The 15,513-nt window shown below is 69.6% G+C and carries 14 protein-coding genes; 6 read left to right on the plus strand and 8 right to left on the minus strand.

Annotated elements, in window-relative coordinates; translation table 11 throughout:
* Positions 1 to 135 precede the first annotated feature (135 nt).
* From ABDC25_RS11155 to mtrA, 4 genes are all read right to left on the minus strand, one after another.
* A complete protein-coding gene (locus ABDC25_RS11155; RefSeq protein WP_347122973.1) occupies positions 136 to 780 on the minus strand; it encodes a phosphoribosyltransferase family protein in 645 nt (214 codons plus the stop codon).
* 93 nt (positions 781 to 873) lie between these two features.
* Positions 874 to 2,592 carry an LpqB family beta-propeller domain-containing protein gene (locus ABDC25_RS11160; protein ID WP_051668012.1) on the minus strand — a complete coding sequence of 573 codons (1,719 nt, stop codon included), beginning with the start codon at positions 2,590 to 2,592 and terminating at the stop codon, positions 874 to 876.
* On the minus strand, positions 2,589 to 4,268 hold the full coding sequence (mtrB, locus tag ABDC25_RS11165) for an MtrAB system histidine kinase MtrB (RefSeq protein WP_021199845.1): 1,680 nt from the start codon (positions 4,266 to 4,268) through the stop codon (positions 2,589 to 2,591). Before mtrB ends, ABDC25_RS11160 begins: the two co-directional genes overlap by 4 nt.
* A gap of 7 nt (positions 4,269 to 4,275) precedes the next feature.
* Positions 4,276 to 4,956, minus strand: a complete 681-nt coding sequence (mtrA, locus tag ABDC25_RS11170; RefSeq protein ID WP_021199844.1) for an MtrAB system response regulator MtrA — start codon at positions 4,954 to 4,956, stop codon at positions 4,276 to 4,278.
* Between the two features lie 119 nt (positions 4,957 to 5,075).
* Here mtrA and ABDC25_RS11175 point away from each other — a divergent pair, with 119 nt between their 5' ends.
* Genes ABDC25_RS11175 through ABDC25_RS11195 form a run of 5 tightly spaced genes read left to right on the plus strand, consistent with a single transcriptional unit; the run spans position 5,076 to position 10,712 of the window.
* Positions 5,076 to 6,566 carry a hypothetical protein gene (locus tag ABDC25_RS11175; protein ID WP_347122975.1) on the plus strand — a complete coding sequence of 497 codons (1,491 nt, stop codon included), beginning with the start codon at positions 5,076 to 5,078 and terminating at the stop codon, positions 6,564 to 6,566.
* Complete coding sequence (locus ABDC25_RS11180) at positions 6,563 to 7,204, plus strand: DUF4129 domain-containing protein (protein ID WP_347122976.1); 642 nt, start codon at positions 6,563 to 6,565, stop codon at positions 7,202 to 7,204. Before ABDC25_RS11175 ends, ABDC25_RS11180 begins: the two co-directional genes overlap by 4 nt.
* Positions 7,201 to 8,436, plus strand: a complete 1,236-nt coding sequence (locus tag ABDC25_RS11185) for a DUF4350 domain-containing protein (protein ID WP_347122978.1) — start codon at positions 7,201 to 7,203, stop codon at positions 8,434 to 8,436. Before ABDC25_RS11180 ends, ABDC25_RS11185 begins: the two co-directional genes overlap by 4 nt.
* Before the next feature lie 44 nt (positions 8,437 to 8,480).
* Positions 8,481 to 9,404 carry a MoxR family ATPase gene (locus ABDC25_RS11190; RefSeq protein WP_208323723.1) on the plus strand — a complete coding sequence of 308 codons (924 nt, stop codon included), beginning with the start codon at positions 8,481 to 8,483 and terminating at the stop codon, positions 9,402 to 9,404.
* A complete protein-coding gene (locus ABDC25_RS11195; protein WP_347122980.1) occupies positions 9,405 to 10,712 on the plus strand; it encodes a DUF58 domain-containing protein in 1,308 nt (435 codons plus the stop codon).
* A gap of 16 nt (positions 10,713 to 10,728) precedes the next feature.
* On the opposite strand, the gene ABDC25_RS11200 is transcribed toward ABDC25_RS11195, so the two are convergent.
* On the minus strand, positions 10,729 to 11,721 hold the full coding sequence (locus ABDC25_RS11200; protein ID WP_021199838.1) for a stage II sporulation protein M: 993 nt from the start codon (positions 11,719 to 11,721) through the stop codon (positions 10,729 to 10,731).
* Positions 11,722 to 11,737: 16 nt separating this feature from the next.
* Here ABDC25_RS11200 and ABDC25_RS11205 point away from each other — a divergent pair, with 16 nt between their 5' ends.
* Positions 11,738 to 12,547, plus strand: a complete 810-nt coding sequence (locus ABDC25_RS11205) for an RDD family protein (RefSeq protein WP_347122982.1) — start codon at positions 11,738 to 11,740, stop codon at positions 12,545 to 12,547.
* A gap of 60 nt (positions 12,548 to 12,607) precedes the next feature.
* Here ABDC25_RS11205 and ABDC25_RS11210 read toward each other — a convergent pair whose 3' ends face one another.
* From ABDC25_RS11210 to ABDC25_RS11220, 3 genes are read right to left on the minus strand one after another with little or no spacing between them, the layout of a single operon-like run.
* Entirely contained in the window at positions 12,608 to 13,822 is a 1,215-nt protein-coding gene (locus ABDC25_RS11210) for an ABC transporter permease (RefSeq protein ID WP_347122983.1), read from the minus strand.
* A complete protein-coding gene (locus ABDC25_RS11215) occupies positions 13,819 to 14,571 on the minus strand; it encodes an ABC transporter ATP-binding protein (protein ID WP_347122984.1) in 753 nt (250 codons plus the stop codon). Before ABDC25_RS11215 ends, ABDC25_RS11210 begins: the two co-directional genes overlap by 4 nt.
* Complete coding sequence (locus ABDC25_RS11220) at positions 14,568 to 15,494, minus strand: hypothetical protein (protein WP_021199834.1); 927 nt, start codon at positions 15,492 to 15,494, stop codon at positions 14,568 to 14,570. Before ABDC25_RS11220 ends, ABDC25_RS11215 begins: the two co-directional genes overlap by 4 nt.
* Between the last annotated feature and the right edge of the window lie 19 nt (positions 15,495 to 15,513).

Here is a 15,513-nt window from a genome sequence, read left to right on the forward strand (position 1 = left end):
TGCTGCCTCCTTGTCCCGGTCCTCCCGGCCAAGGGCGGACCGTGGTCGCCTTGTGTCCCCCCACCGTAGTCCGCCCGCCGACGGATGTCACGGGATCATTCCGCTGTGTCGCCGGTGCATTCCCGATGAGCTTCATCAGAATCCGCCACGACGCGGCGTGGCGGCGAGCGCGACCGCCGCCACGACGCGGAAGCCGGTCGATGCCAGTGCTCGTGCCGCTTCGTCGAGGGTCGCCCCCGTCGTGACGACGTCGTCGACGATGACCGCCTCTGCGCCCCCACCTGACCGGCGTGCTTGCATCGCACCATGCACGTTGGACTCTCGTGCGCGTGCACCGAGGCCGCGCTGATCGGCGGTACGGTCCGCAAACGAGAGCAATCGCTGAGGCTCTGCGTGCGCGCGACGGATCAAGAGCTCGGGCACGCGGTATCCGCGACGCCGAAACGCGCTTCTCCTGGTCGGGACCGGCACGATCCACGTGCTCGGCGTGACCACAGGCTCGAGCACCGCCGCCAGGGCGGCGCCGAGGGGGCGGGCGAGAAGCGTCTCCCCCTCTCCCTTCAGACGGCGGATGCAGCGCGCGGCCACCCCATCGAACACGAGGGCGGTTCTGACCGGAATGCCTCGAGGGGTCTGCCCGAGCTGCAGGGCGGGCCGGAGCGCCGCTTCACACCGCCCGCACAGGAGCGTGGCCGGCTCATCGCATCCGGCACACGTGGCAGCGAGGAGGAATGCGGCGATCTCGGCACCGACGCCGCGGGGACTCCTTGTCTTCCACATTCGAAGATCCTGAGCCCTCGACCTACGCCGGAGTTGCCGATCATCCCCGTTGCGCGAATGAGCTGAAGGCAGGTCCCCTCCGTGCAGGGAAGGTCATTCACCCACGCGTGTCGCGAGCACGGAGACGTCGGAGGCGACCTCTCGCCAGGCCGACCCCGCGTGCGCGAACAGCTCGCCGTTGGAGCCGAGGATCCTCACCCCGGACGCGGTGCGTGCGCCGGCGATCGAGAGGGCGTTGCTCGGTGCGGCCTCCGCCGACCCCGGACCGCCGACCACCTGGGTGAGGAGACGCGGGCTGCTCTGGTCGGCGAGCACACCCACACGATCGGCCCCCAGCCACACCAAACCCATCGCCGGCTCGGAGAGCTGGGTCAGCTGCGTGAACTCGCCGAGCTCGATCGGGATGCCGGCGGCGTCACGGACGACCGCCGCGACGACCACCCACATCTGCTTGCCGACGGTCACCACGGCCGCCACCCTGGCGCCGTCTGCCGATACCCGCAGATGAGAGATCGTCGATGCGCTCGGCCATGCCTTCGCGATCTGATGACCGACGGCATCGCTTCCCGCCGCCTGCACCGCCGCCGGTGCTCCCGCGGGGACCGACCAGGTGTAGCCGTACGGATCGAGTGAGGGCTTGATGAGACCAGGACGGGCGTCCAGCTCGTCGAGGCTGCCTTCGCCGATCAGATACACGTGCTGATCGGCGAGCTGCACGGCGGCGCGGGAGTCATCGGCGGCGACGTCGATGGAGACGATCGGCTGCGTGACGGCGCTGATCTCCGAGCTGATACCGGGGATGGGCGAGATCTCATCGCCGACGATCCGCCCGAACGCGCCGTTCTGCAGCACGAGAGTGCCCGTCGTGGCCGACGGGGGGACGACATCCGCCACCCCGGCCTCGAGGTTGCGGCCGTCCACCGTGAACCGGACCTCGGTCACCGCGACGCCGGCAGCGCGGAGGGTCGCCTGGAGCTGGGTGCGCATCCGGGAGAGCGTGGCGGCATCGAGGCCCGAGGCGGGGCGGGTGAGCGCGACATCCGCCACCTGGCCGACGATGGGAACCGCATCCTGCGCCAACTGCACGTCGGCGGGGAACGCGTTCTGCACTGCGGGGTCCAACCACTCGCTGGGCTCGCCGCCGATGAGCGCCCGTGTCACCGTCGTCGCGGGGCTCTGGCGCCGCGGGAACCAGCGCATGTCGGGCACCAGCCTCGACCAGCCGAGGTCGAAGTATTGCAACGGATACCCTTCGAACACCTTGGTGAATCGCGTCTCATCGATCACCACGCCGTCCGGCGCCTGCGTGATGCGCCATTCGCCGTTCTCCATCCGCTGCAGCGTGAATGCCACGTTGGACGATCCGAGGGCCTCGGAGTACTCTCCGGCGTCATCGACACTCGCGACCAGGTCGAGCGTGACCTGGACCTCTGCGGTGTCCGCACTCTCCACCTCATCGTCGGGGACCGAAGAGGTGACGGTCCTGGTGTCCGTGCCGATGTCGATCGACACCCCTGCCGACGGGCTCCAGCTGCGCTGCAGCGAAGGCGCGAGGAAGTCGCGTGCGGTGTCCCAGTTGTCGGTCGTCGTGATACCGGCCTCGAGGAAGCCCTCGACGATCTCCTCGGGTCCCGCACCGGTGATCGGGCCGGAGGCCACGGGGAGGATGTCGACGTCCTGCGGGGACTCCCCCAGCTTGAGGCCGACCGCGACGTCACCACTCGTCGGCAACCCCGCGCATGCGGGAAGCAGCGCTGCGACGAGTATCAGCGCGAGGCCTCGCAGCCGCCGATTCGGTCTCCGCTCGGTCACGACCAGTCCTCCTCATCGAACATGCCGGCGGGCGCGTCCGTCAGCGAGATCGGCTGGGTCGCGTCGCCGAGCTCCGCGAAGGGCTCCTGGGGTTCGATCGGGATCGGGCTCGGACCGTCCAGCACTCCACCGTGTCGGGGAATCGTGAGCACGAAGTTCGTCCCGACGCCGAGTTCGGACCAGACGTCGAGGGTACCGCCGTGCAGGGTCGCATCTCCCAGGGCGATCGAGAGCCCGAGTCCCGTCCCCCCGATCGTGCGCTGACGCGAAGGGTCGGCGCGCCAGAAGCGATCGAAGACACGCTCCGCATCGGCCGGCTCCATGCCCAGGCCGAAATCCCGCACCCCGGCGGCGACCGCGTGCTGGTTGCTGTCGACCGTGACGACGACCGGGCGTCCCTCGCCGTGCTCGATCGCGTTGCCGATCAGGTTGCGCAGCACCCGGCGCACCCGACGCGGATCCATGTCGACGGGCGAGTAGCCGCCCGGTGCCACCAGCCGCAGCTCGGTGCCGTGCCCCTCGGCCAGCGGACGCATCTGCTCGATGATGTCCTCGGCCAGGTGGGTGAGACTGGTCGCTTCCAACTCGAGCTGCACCGATCCCGCGTCATAACGGCTGATCTCGAGCAGATCCGACAGCAAGGTCTCGAAGCGCTGCACTTGGGCGTGCAGCAACTCGGCCGTGCGGGCGGTGGTGGGGTCGAACTCCTCACGCTGATCGTTGAGCATGTCCGCGGCGAGACGGATGGTGGTCAGCGGAGTCCGCAGCTCGTGCGACACGTCCGACACGAACCGCTGCTGCACCATCGACAGCTCGCCGAGTTCCTTGATCTGCGACTCGATGCTGTCGGCCATCGCGTTGAACGACCGTCCGAGAGTGGCGAGTTCGTCTTCTCCGTGTACTTCGAGGCGCACGCCGAGATCCCCCGCCGCCAGCCGCGCGCTGGTCTCCGCAGCCTGCACGATCGGGGTCGAGACGGCGCGGAGGACGATCCATGAGATCGCGGCGACGATCGCCACGAGACCGATCCCCGCGATCCACAGCGTCCGCTGCACGAACACCAGGGTCTGGTCCGCGTCGCCGAGGTCGTAGGCGAAGTAGATCGCGAACGCCCCGGCTTCCGGCACTTGGAGCTGCTGCCCGACGATGATTCCGGGAACCTCTCCCCCGTCCGGGGAGGGCAGAGCCACCGACTGCCAGGCCTGGCGGTCGTCGAACTCCACGACGCGCGCCTGGAGCTCCGGGCTCAGCAGGCTCCTGCTCAGCCCGGCCTCGAAGCCGTTCAGTCGGACACCGTTCGCATTGTCGATCTTGAAGCCGGCGAGCTGATCGGTGCTCGACGTGCGGGTGAGATTCGACTGGACGCTGTTCCACAGTTCGGTGAGGGCCGCGGAGTCATCCCCCACCTCGGCCACGTCAAGGATCCCCTGCGCCTGATCGACCGCGCGGCGGGAGTCTTCGAGGGCGACGTCCTTGCGGGAGATGAAGAGATCGTTCTGGATGACGAGAGCCATCGTCACGCACGTGATGAAGATCGCCAGGGAGGTCGCGAGCAGGGTGATCGAGAGCGTGCGGAACCGCAAGGAGCGGCGCCACAGGATGCCGAGCATCGTCGGCCAACCTCGCCAGTCGCGCAGGACAGCGACCGTCGCGGTGGTCGCTGTCGTCGCGGCCATCGTGCTCCTAGCCGACGCTCCCGGCGCGGTAGCCCACGCCGCGCACCGTCATGACGATCTTCGGGTTGTCGGGGTCGAGCTCCACCTTCGCGCGCAGGCGCTGCACATGCACGTTCACCAGTCGGGTGTCGGCCTTGTAGTGGTAGCCCCACACCTGCTCCAAGAGCATCTCCCGGGAGAACACCTGCTGGGGCTTCGACGCGAGTGCGACGAGAAGCTGGAACTCCAACGGCGTGAGCGCGATCGGCGCCGTCCCCCGACGGACCTCGTGCGCATCGACGTCGACGGTGAGGTCGCCGACGCGGAGCTGCTCGCTCGTGGCCTGCGGCGTGGGACGAAGCCGGGTGCGGATGCGGGCGACCAGTTCCTTCGGGTTGAAAGGCTTGACCATGTAGTCGTCGGCGCCCACCTCGAGCCCGCGGACGACGTCGGCGGTGTCGCTGCGCGCGGTGAGCATGATGATCGGCACGCCGGACTCGGCACGGATGCGGGTGCAGATCTCGATCCCGTCCATGCCGGGGAGCATGAGGTCGAGCAGCACGAGGTCGGGTCGCTGTGCTCGCCACTCGTCGACGGCGCGCGCACCGTCCGCGCAGAAGACCGGCTCGAAGCCTTCGGTCCGCAGCACGATCCCGATCATCTCGGCGAGCGCGGTGTCGTCGTCGACCACGAGAATACGTGAGGTCATAAGAGTTACCTTATGGCACCGAGTCCCAGCGATCCCAGGTCTGCGCACCGTGTGCGGGATATGACGCACCGCGCGAGGGATATGACACGATGGGAGCGCACGATGGAGAGGGAGTGCCTGTGACCGGACAGACGTGGACGCCTGCCCCGAAGAAGGGCATCATCCCCCTTCATCCGCTCTCGTTCGGAATGCTGCTGGGAAAGGCCTTCGCCGCGCTTCGCCACAACCCGAAGGTGCTCTTCGGCTTCGCCGTGGTCATCCAGCTCGTCGTGGTGGTCGTCACGGCCGTGGTCATGGGCGTCGTCTTCTTCACGACGTTCAGCCGCCTGGAGACCGTCTCTCCCTCTTCTCCGGACTTCGAGGCGGTGATGGCGGGGACCATCGCGGTGAACCTGATCGCCGGGCTCGCCGTGGGTGTCGCCTCGATCGCCTTCACGGCGATGATGCAAGGCGTCGTCGCCGCGGAGATCGGCTATGCCGCGATCGGAGTGAAGGCGACGCTGCGGATGCTGTGGCGCCGGATGGCCCCGGCGTTCTGGCGACTCGCCGGCTTCGCCTCCCTCTCCGTCGCGGCCGTGTTCGGCATCTTCATCATCGCTGCCGTCGTCATCGCGGCCTTCATCGCCGGCGGCATGGGCGGGAGCGCCGAGATGGTCGGCATCGTCGTGCTCGTGGTGATCGTCATCGTCCTCGCCTGCATCCCGCTGGCGGTGTGGCTCACCACGAAGCTGCTGCTCGTACCGTCGATCCTGGTCCTCGAGCGTGCACGTTTCCGAGACGCTTTCGTCCGCTCCTGGAGGCTCACCCGCGGGCGCTTCTGGGTCGCGTTCGGTGTGACCTTCCTCATCAGCGCGATCATGGGCATCGCGGCCCAGGTCGTCAGCGTCCCCGCCACGCTGCTCGGCTCTCTCCTCGGCTCGGTCGTCGCGCCCACAGGAGCAGAGGACCCGAGTGCGGTGGTCGCCTTCGTCGTGACCTTGATCGCCCCGCAGATCCTGCTCCTCGTCATCCAGGCGATCACCCTCGTGGTCCAGAGCACCGGATCGGCGCTCGTCTACCTCGACTGCCGGATGCGCTACGAGGGTCTGGACCAGACCTTGATCGCATACGTGGAGCGCCGTGACCTCGGCTGGACCGACGAGCAGCAGGACGATCCGTTCCGCGTCGATCCGTCACGGGCCGTCACCTCTGCACCGCCGCCCCGCCAGGTGCCGGAGCACGTCATGATGTCGCAGGGCTACGGGTATCCGCCCTACGGCGCACAGCCGACGTTCGGAGAGCCGGGAGCGCCTCAGGCATATCCCGCACAGCCGTACCCCGCGCAGCCGTATCCCGCACAGCCGTATCCCGCACAGCCGTATCCCGCACAGCCGTACCCCGCGCAGGGCCAGCCGGCGCAGGGCCAGCCGGCGCAGGGCCAGCCGGCGCAGCCTCCGATGCCGTATCCGGCGGCGGCACCCGTGACACCGCCTGCCGTCGCGTTCCCGCCACCGCCGCCTCCCGCGCCGACCGCCGCATCGGGAACATCCACCATGCCGAGCGTCCCCTCAGCGGAAGCAGCACCCGATGACGGCGGGTGGGCCGCGCCCGGCGCAGACGGCACCGCATGATCCGACCGTTCGACGACCTGTTCGTCCCCGACGGGGACGAAGCCCGACGCTGGGCGGAGGAAGAGCTCTCCAACCCTCGCTACGCCGACGCGAAGCCCACGTGGTTCGATCTCCTGGCGCGTGACATCGGCCGTTTCCTCACCGACCTGTTCAGCTCCGGCAACGGGGCGGGCATCGGGCCGTCCGCCCTCATCATCGTCATCGTCATCATCGCGGCCGCGCTGGTCGCCGCTCTCATCATCTGGGGCAGACCGCGCAGCTCCCGCGCCGTCAGGCGGGCACAGGGCGACCTCCTCGGAGCGGCCGACGACCGCAGTGCGGCGCAGTTGAGATCGGACGCCGAGCGGGCCGCCCGCGAACGAGACTGGGACGCCGCGACGATCCTCCGGTACCGGGCGATCGCGCGCAGCCTGCGGGAGCGCGATCTGATCGATCCGGCACCGGGCGCGACGGCGCAGTCGATCGCCCGCGAGGCGAGCACGGTGTTCGTCGACGAGGCAGCCGCCATGCGTCGAGCAGCCTCCTCCTTCGACGACGTCCGCTACCTCGGGCACAGCGCGAGCGCCGAGACCTATCGGGATCTCGTCGACATCGATGATCGGATCCGCGCACGCCGCCCCGAGGCGGTACCGGCATGACCGTGATCGAGCCTGACCACGCCGCCTCCTCCCCGGCTGCCCCTTCCACGGCGGAACACCGCCCGAGCCGGGCCAAGACGATCATCGGATGGACGATCGTCGCCGCCCTGGTCCTGATCGTCGCTGCGGTCGGACTGCGTGTCGCCGTGACCGCCCCCGGCGCGCGCGGTGCCCTCGACCCCGAAGCCCGAGACGACGGCGGCGCCCTCGCGCTCGCGGACATCCTGCGCGATCAGGGCGTCGAGGTCGACGTCCGCCGCTCGCGGGCCGAGGCGCTCACAGCGATCGACGAAGACACGACACTCGTGATGGCCAACCCGTACACCCTGACCGACGAAGCCCTGGAGACGCTCACCGCTCCGGCGCGGCGCGTCGTGTTCCTCTCGACGGGCACGCACCTGCTGAACGAGCTCGGCATCGGAGAGAACGCCACGGGAACACTGCCGGCGGCGGCCCCCGACTGCGACGTCGCCGAGTTCGCGAGGATCGGGACCATCCGTGCCGACCGCCTGTTCACCCCGGCGGACGGCGTGCAGGCCTGCTTCGGCGATGCCGAGGGCGCCGCCGTCCTCGTGGACCGCCGTTCCACGCCCGAACGCGTGGTGGTGGAGGGCACCAGGCTCTTCGGCAACGCCTATCTCGCCGAGAACGGCAACGCCGCCCTCGGGTTGGCGCTGCTGGGTCAGACCGATCGCGTCGTCTGGTACGTCCCCAGCTTCGCTGACTCCGACATCGAGGCCGAGCCGGTCGACACCCTCGGCAGTCTCACGCCTCCCTGGGTCACACCTGCGATCCTGCTGCTGATCATCGCGGGGATCGCCACGGCGATCTGGCGCGGTCAGCGGTTCGGTCCCCTGGTCGCCGAGACGCTGCCGGTCACCGTGCGGGCGTCGGAGACGATGCACGGACGTGCGCGTCTCACGGCCAGAGCCGCAGATGCACCGCACGCCGGGCAGGCGCTCCGCGACGGAACCCAGCGACGACTGGCTCGACGGCTCGGACTCGCCGTCCACGCAGGCGCAGACGAGGTCGCGGATGCGGCCTCTGATCGACTGCGGATTCCCCGGGGCACGCTCCAGGCGCTGATCGCCGGGCCGCTCCCCGAGAACGACGCCGCTCTGGTCGACCTCGCCAGACGCCTCGACGAGCTCGAGACCGCAGTGGACGACAGCACGCACGTCGACCGATCAGAACCGACCGCCCATCCCCGAGAAGCAGAGGGAAACACGTGACCGTTGAGAACCATCCCACCGACGACGCCGCACTGCGCCAGGCCATGCACCGGGTGCGCACCGAGGTCGACAAGGCGGTGGTCGGCCAGGCCGGCACCGTCACCGGGCTGCTCGTGTCGCTGCTCGCCCGAGGCCATGTGCTCCTCGAGGGTGTGCCGGGCGTCGCGAAGACGCTGGTCGTCCGCTCCTTCGCACGAGCGCTCGGCCTCGACACCAAACGCGTCCAGTTCACTCCCGACCTGATGCCGGGCGATGTCACCGGCTCGCTCGTGTACGACGCGCGCACCGGCGAGTTCGACTTCCGCGCCGGCCCGGTGTTCACGAACATCCTGCTCGCGGACGAGATCAACCGCACGCCGCCGAAGACCCAGGCCGCGCTCCTGGAAGCCATGGAGGAGCGCCAGGTGTCGGCTGACGGCGTCAGTCGCCCCCTGCCCGACCCGTTCCTCGTCGCCGCGACGCAGAACCCGATCGAACACGAGGGCACCTACTCACTGCCCGAGGCGCAGCTGGACCGCTTCCTGATGAAGCTCGTCGTCGGCATGCCCGAACGCGACGCGGAGGTCTCGGTGCTGCGTCGGCACGCGGAGGGCTTCTCGCCGCGCGAGCTGACCGGTGTGGAGGCGGTGGTCACCGCCGACGAGATCCGCGCAGCCCAGCAGGCGGCCGCCGCCGTCGAGGTCACGGACGACGTGCTCGGCTACGTCGTCGACCTCGCTCGGGCGACCCGTCAGTCTCCGTCGGTCGAACTCGGTGCCAGCCCGCGCGCATCGACCGGTCTGCTCGCGGCGGCGAAGGCGTGGGCGTGGCTCAACGCCTCCTCCGCGGTGACCCCCGACCACGTGCAGACGATGCTGGTGCCCGTGTGGCGTCACCGCCTCCAGTTGCGACCCGACGCGCAGATGGAAGGCGTGTCCGCCGACGCGGTGCTCACCTCCGTGGTGCAGCAGACCCGGGTGCCGATCTAGGTGTTCGTCACCGGCCGCCTCGCCGTCGCCCTCGCCGTGGGCGTCTTCCCGCTCGTCATCGCTGGACTCGCGGGCTATCCGGCGTACGCGGTCCTCGGCGCCTGGATCGGCCTGTGCGCGCTGCTCGTCGCCGTCGACGTCGCGCTCGCGGCGAGCCCCCGATCGGTGACGGTGAGTCGCAGAGTGCCCGCGCGTGTGCGCATCGGGGAGCCGGTCCCGGTGAGCGTGGCCGTGCACAACCACGGCACCAAGCCACTGCACGCCCTGCTTCGCGACGCATGGCAGCCGACGGCGGGGGCGCCGTCGGACCGGCAGCACCTGGTCGTCCCGCCGGGTGAGCGCGGCCGTGTCGCCATTCCGCTCCTCCCCCGCCGTCGCGGGGAACTGGCCAGCGAGTTCGTGATGATCCGCTCCCGCGGACCACTCGGCATCGCGGGCCGGCAGGCACGGCATTCCGTCCGCGGAGCGATCCGCGTGCTCCCTGCCTTCTCCTCGCGCAAGCACCTTCCGTCCCGCCTCGCTCGGCTGCGCGAGCTGGATGGCAACACGAGCATCCAGGTGCGCGGTCAGGGTACCGAGTTCGATTCATTGCGTGAGTACGTGCGCGGGGACGACGTGCGCTCGATCGACTGGCGGGCGACCGCCCGCGCAGGAACGACGATGCTGCGCACCTGGCGACCGGAACGGGACCGTCATGTGGTGATCATCATCGACACCGGACGTACAGCGGCAGCTCGTGTCGGCGACGGTACGCGCATTGATGCCGCGCTCGAGGCGGCACTGCTGCTGGCGGCGCTCGCCTCGCGTGCCGGTGATCACGTGCACCTGCTGATGTACGACAGGGTCGTCCGCGGTCGGGTCACCGGGGTCGACGGCGCCGCGTTGCTTCCGGCTCTGACCGACGCCATGGCTCCCGTGCACGCGCGGCTCGTCGACACGGACTGGCACGGCGCATTCGCCACCGTGCGCTCGCTCACGACGCGGCCCTCGCTGATCGTGGCCCTGACGGCGCAGGACGCGGCCGAGTCGGCCCGTGGCTTCCTCGGTGCCTTCCCGAACGCCTCACGTGCGACCACGGTCCTCGTCGGATCCGTGACCGACGACGGCATCTCCGCTCTCGCGCGCCGTCGTGATTCCCGCGAGGACGTGTATCTCGCCGCGGCCGCCGAGCGAACTCTCCGCGACGCGGAGAACGTCGCCGACGCGATCCGCAGGGCCGGGGGCGAAGCGATCGCCGCCGATCCGGAAGACCTCCCACCGCGGATCGCCGACCGCTACCTCGAGCTGAAGGCCGCCGGTCGACTCTGACGCCCAACCGATCGCGTCAGCCGACGACCAGGCGCGGGGTGCCCGCTTCGTATTCGACGAGGTCGCCGGTCTCACCCGCGCGATGCGCCCTCCCGCCGATCACCAGCATGTAGATGAGGAACACGGCGAGCGCGGCCGCACCGATCCCGATCTTCACCGGCCAGGGCAGTGCCCAGCCCGTCACGAATCCCTCGACGAGCCCGGCGAGGAACAGCGCGAAGACCAGACCCATCGCGACGGTCGCCAGCGCCCTTCCCTGCTCGGCGAGCGCCTGCCCACGCGTACGGTGCCCCGGGGCGACCCAGGCCCAGAAGACGTGCAGCCCGGCGGCGGCCGCGACGAAGATGCAGGTCATCTCGAGCATCCCGTGCGGAAGGATGTACAGCACCATGAGGTCGGCCTTGTCGTGGACGGCCATGATCGCCCCGGTCGTGCCGAGACCCATCGCGTTCTGCACCAGCACGTACACCGGCCAGATCCCCGTGACGCCGAAGAGCACGCACTGCATGGCGATCCAGGCGTTGTTCGTCCAGACCATGCCCATGAACGCCGCTGCCGGGTTCTCCGTGTAGTAGCCCGTGAAACTCTCCTCCGCATACTGCGCGAGGGCCGCAGGCGGCCCCAGCGTGGCCACGATCGCGGGGTCGCTCGCGATCCATGCGGCGGTGCCGACGGCGACCGCGATGAACGAGATCGCGATGACCAGCGTCGTCCAACGCAAGCGGTACAGGGCCGCGGGCAGCTGCCACCGGAAGAAGCGGCTCGTCTGGGTGAGGATGCTGTCGGATGCGCCGGTGAGTCGCAGCCGGGCGCGAACCAGGATCGTCGACAGGTACGCGCCCTGCGGCGAGTCGCCGACGGACGTCTTCAGTTCGGCGAGATCGGCGGAGGCCGCCCGATACCGGACGATGAGCTCATCGACCCCGTCGCCGTCGAGACGGGCGCGACTGAGCTGGTCGAGCCGCTCCCATTCGGCGCGGCGTGCATCTGTCAGCGCATCGGCATCCACCTGATTTACTGTACTCATGTCCGTCCCGATCGACGTCTCCGACGAGGTCCTGTCCGGCGAGGCCGTCGCGCTCGACGTGCAGCCCGTCGGGTTCCTGCTGCGAGCGCTCGGCGCCGCGATCGACATGCTCCTCGGCTACGCCGTCTTCATCCTGTGGATCTTCCTGCGCATCTGGCTGCTGGACGCGGGCGTGCTCGATGAGACGACGGATCGCATCGCCGTGGTCTCGGCGTTCGTGGTGAGCTTCGTCGTGCTCCCGATCACGATGGAGGTCGCGTTGAAGGGACGCAGCCTCGGCAAGCTCGCGGTCGGTGGACGGATCGTGCGCATGGACGGCGGCGCCGCGGGTTTCCGTCACGCGTTCATCCGCGGGCTGCTCGGCGTCCTCGAGATCTACATGACCTTCGGCGGGATCGCCGTGCTCACGGGCGCGTTCACCGCGCGATCGCAGCGTCTGGGCGACCTCGTCGCCGGGACCTACAGCCAGCGCGTGCGCACACCCGCTCTGAGCTCGCACCTCCCCCTCCTTCCCTCACCGCTGGCCGGCTGGGCGCAGATCGCCGACGTCGCCCGGTTGCCCGACCGTCTCGCACGCCGGATCTCCCAGTTCCTGCAGAGTGCCCCGCGCATGATCCCGGCGGCGCGGGCACGCGTCGCCCAGGATCTGCTCACCGAGGCGAGCCCGTTCGTCTCCCCGCTGCCCTCGGCGCCGCCCGAGCAGGTTCTGATCGGCATCACCGTTCTGCGTCGCGAGCGCGAGCGGCGGGCGCTGGAGAACTCCGATCGTCGTGCCGAACGGCTCACCGGCCGTCGGGTCGGCGTCTAGCGGACGTCCGCAGGAACCCTCCCACCAGCACCGGGCGACCCGATCGAGCCCGCCGGTGCGTCAGAAGCGGATCGCGTCGATCACCTTCACCCGCAGGGCGACGAGAGCGGGTATGAAGCCCGACACCGCGCCGACGATGACGGAGGCGAGAAGCCCGATGAGCGCCGCCCGCATCGGGAACGGCGGGATGTCCTGGATGCCGTAGAACAGCGATGTGATGACCCATTCCGACCGCAGCACCGCGACGACGATCGCGATCCCGATCACGCCGGCCACCGTCGTCGCCACCAGACTCTCCAGGAACACCGCGAAGAAGACCCGGCCCGAGCTCGCCCCGAACGCGCGTCGCACACCGATCTCGCGCACGCGCTGGCGCATCGCCACGAGCTGGATGTTGATGAGGCTCAGCGCTCCGAGGGCGAGGATCAGCGCGGCGATTCCTCCGGTGATCATCTCGAAGGTCGCCTGGGCGTCCATCGCGCCGGGCTGCGCCGCCCAGTCCGATCTGTTCACCGTGACCGTCTGTCCGGCAGGCAGGCCCGCCCGGAGGTCCATCGCGAGCACCGGGGCGATCTGGTCGACCTGCCCCGTGCCCATCCAGATCTCGTACTGGGTCCACGCCTCCGTGGGCAACGCGTCCACGCGGGCCCGGTACGCGTCGTAGAGCAGATCGACGCGAAGCTCTTCGTCGCCGAAGCCCTGGCGAGGTGTGACTCCGATCACCTGGTACGTGCCACCGGCCGGACCGCTCAGGGTCACCGTGGGGTGCTGCGACAGCGGCACACGCCCCAGACGGTCCCAGAGGGGCTCGGTGATCACGACGGGGGGTGCCATCGCCTCGGTGTCCGAGTCGAGGAACCAGCGCCCGTCCAGAAGTCGCTCGCGATGGATCTGCGAGAACGCAGGATCCATGATGCGCGCCGGAACCTGCGCTATGCCGTCGGGAAGCTGCAGGTCGACCGTCAGCCCCTGGGAGATGCGCGCGGTGTGGCTGAAACCGAACCGCTCGGACACACGACTGAAGCGGGCATCGAAGCCGTCGGCGTCGACGGGAGAGCCGTCATCGGTGTTGACGGAGACGACGACGGTCGCGGCGCGCCCGCCCCACCGGTCGGACTGCTCGGCCTGGAACTGGCGCTGGTACTCGGAGAACGCGACGACCGCGGTCAGAGCGCCCACCGACACCGCGATGCCGATCAGGCTGAGCAGCACACGCAGCTTGTGCACCCGGATCTCGGCCCAGGCGTCGGAGAGAGCACCGAGGAAGCCGGTCATGCGATCACCTCCGGCGGCGCCGAAGGCACCGACGCCGCGAGGGTCGACGCTTCGAAGGCGCGGCTGAGGTCGGCGGCTTCCAGGCGGCCCGCATCGAGGCGGTAGTGCCGACGTGCCCGTGCCGCGACATGGAGGTCATGGGTGATCGTGACCAGTGCAGCGTCCGTCTCGGTGGCCACCTCGTCGAGGAGCGCCATCACGGATGCGCCGGTGTCGATGTCGAGCGCGCCCGTCGGCTCGTCGGCGAGGATCAGGACGGGTCGGCGTACCAGCGCCCTGGCGATCGCGACGCGCTGCTGTTCGCCGCCGGAGAGCTTGTCCGCGATCTGCTCGACACGATGCCCGAGGCCGACCCGCTCCAGCATGTCGGCGGCGATCTGACGACGGTTCCAGAACATCTTCCCCTTGGCGTGGCCCAGCGGCATCATCACGTTGTCGATCGCCGTGCGCCCGGGAAGAAGATTGAACTGCTGGAAGACGAAGCCGACGTTGTCCCCGCGCAGGCGGTCGAGCCGACCGGAGCGCATCCTGCGCACCTCGCGCCCTTCGAATGCGACGGAGCCCGATGTGGGTGCGTCCAGCATGCCCAGGATGTTGAGCAGGGTGGATTTCCCGGATCCCGACCGACCCACGATCGAGACGTGGTCACCGGCTACCACCTCGAGGGTGATCCCGCGGAGGATCTCCAGCCGGGAGTCATCCGCCAGGAGCACGCTCTTGGAGACGTCGTCGAGCGCGACGAGACTCACCAGTTCATCCCGCTGTCGCACTGCTCCACTCCCGGGGAGACCTCGTAGCAGAACTCCTCGACGGGAGCCACGAAGCCGGGGACGAACTGACGGATGCTGTCCCCCTCGGCCAGCCCCTCCGTCACCTCGACCGTGACGCCGTCGTTGACGCCGAGCGTCACTGCGCGCTCCTCGGGGTCGGATCCGTCGCCCGCGTCCACCCAGACTTTGCCGGATCCCGCGCCGCCCTGGACGGCGGTGACCGGGATCACCAGAGCATCGTCGACCTGGCCGAGAGCGAGGTCCATCTTCGCGGGGAGTCCGGCGAAGACGGTCTGATCGACGGGGATGGCGCAGCGCACACTCGCCGTGCCCTCCGCGGTGACCTGCACCCCGACTCCGGTGCACGCGAACGGCGCGGGACCGCCGGTGATGGTGACCGTCGCCTCCGTGGGCGCGTTGACGAGGCGGTACAGCTGCACAGGGTCGACCGTCGCGAGCAGGTGGTACTTGGCCGGGGTGAGCTTGTACGCCTCTGTCCCGACCGTGGTGGCCTGGCCTTTGACCATGGCGAACTCCGACACGTCGCCCGCTTCCGGCGCGACGACGTCGATGTCCTTCCGCGGCTCTTCCTGGCGCACGGTGTAGAGCTTCTGGCCGGCGGCCACCGCTGCTCCTTCACCCACGTGCACGGCGAGGACGGTGCCGTTGAGCTCGCCGCGGACGACGTAGGCGTCGTCGCGGGCCACGTTCCCACTCAGGCTCAGCGCATTGACCACCGAACCGCGTTCCACCACCACCACCGGATCCGTGATCCCCGCCTCAGGGCTGACGACGCTCTCCGCGCGGTCGGGGAAGAACGCGATCTTGACGAGTGCCGCGGCACACGCTCCGAAGACCACCACGAGAAGCAGGGGGAAGATCCAGCGACGCCAGACGATCACGAGTGCCTTTCCGGCCGTG

Origin of the sequence: Microbacterium sp. SY138 (genome assembly GCF_039729145.1) — a bacterium.
Classification (GTDB): Bacteria; Actinomycetota; Actinomycetes; order Actinomycetales; family Microbacteriaceae; genus Microbacterium; species Microbacterium maritypicum_A.

What these genes read in the sequence shown, in the direction of transcription:
- ABDC25_RS11205 (WP_347122982.1), top strand. Translation starts at nt 11,738, where the DNA reads ATGTCCGTCCCGATCGACGTCTCCGACGAGGTCCTGTCCGGCGAGGCC.
- ABDC25_RS11190 (WP_208323723.1), top strand. Translation starts at nt 8,481, where the DNA reads ATGCACCGGGTGCGCACCGAGGTCGACAAGGCGGTGGTCGGCCAGGCC.
- ABDC25_RS11210 (WP_347122983.1), bottom strand. Translation starts at nt 13,822, where the DNA reads ATGACCGGCTTCCTCGGTGCTCTCTCCGACGCCTGGGCCGAGATCCGG.
- mtrB (WP_021199845.1), bottom strand. Translation starts at nt 4,268, where the DNA reads ATGGCCGCGACGACAGCGACCACCGCGACGGTCGCTGTCCTGCGCGAC.
- ABDC25_RS11180 (WP_347122976.1), top strand. Translation starts at nt 6,563, where the DNA reads ATGATCCGACCGTTCGACGACCTGTTCGTCCCCGACGGGGACGAAGCC.
- ABDC25_RS11155 (WP_347122973.1), bottom strand. Translation starts at nt 780, where the DNA reads ATGTGGAAGACAAGGAGTCCCCGCGGCGTCGGTGCCGAGATCGCCGCA.
- ABDC25_RS11185 (WP_347122978.1), top strand. Translation starts at nt 7,201, where the DNA reads ATGACCGTGATCGAGCCTGACCACGCCGCCTCCTCCCCGGCTGCCCCT.
- mtrA (WP_021199844.1), bottom strand. Translation starts at nt 4,956, where the DNA reads ATGACCTCACGTATTCTCGTGGTCGACGACGACACCGCGCTCGCCGAG.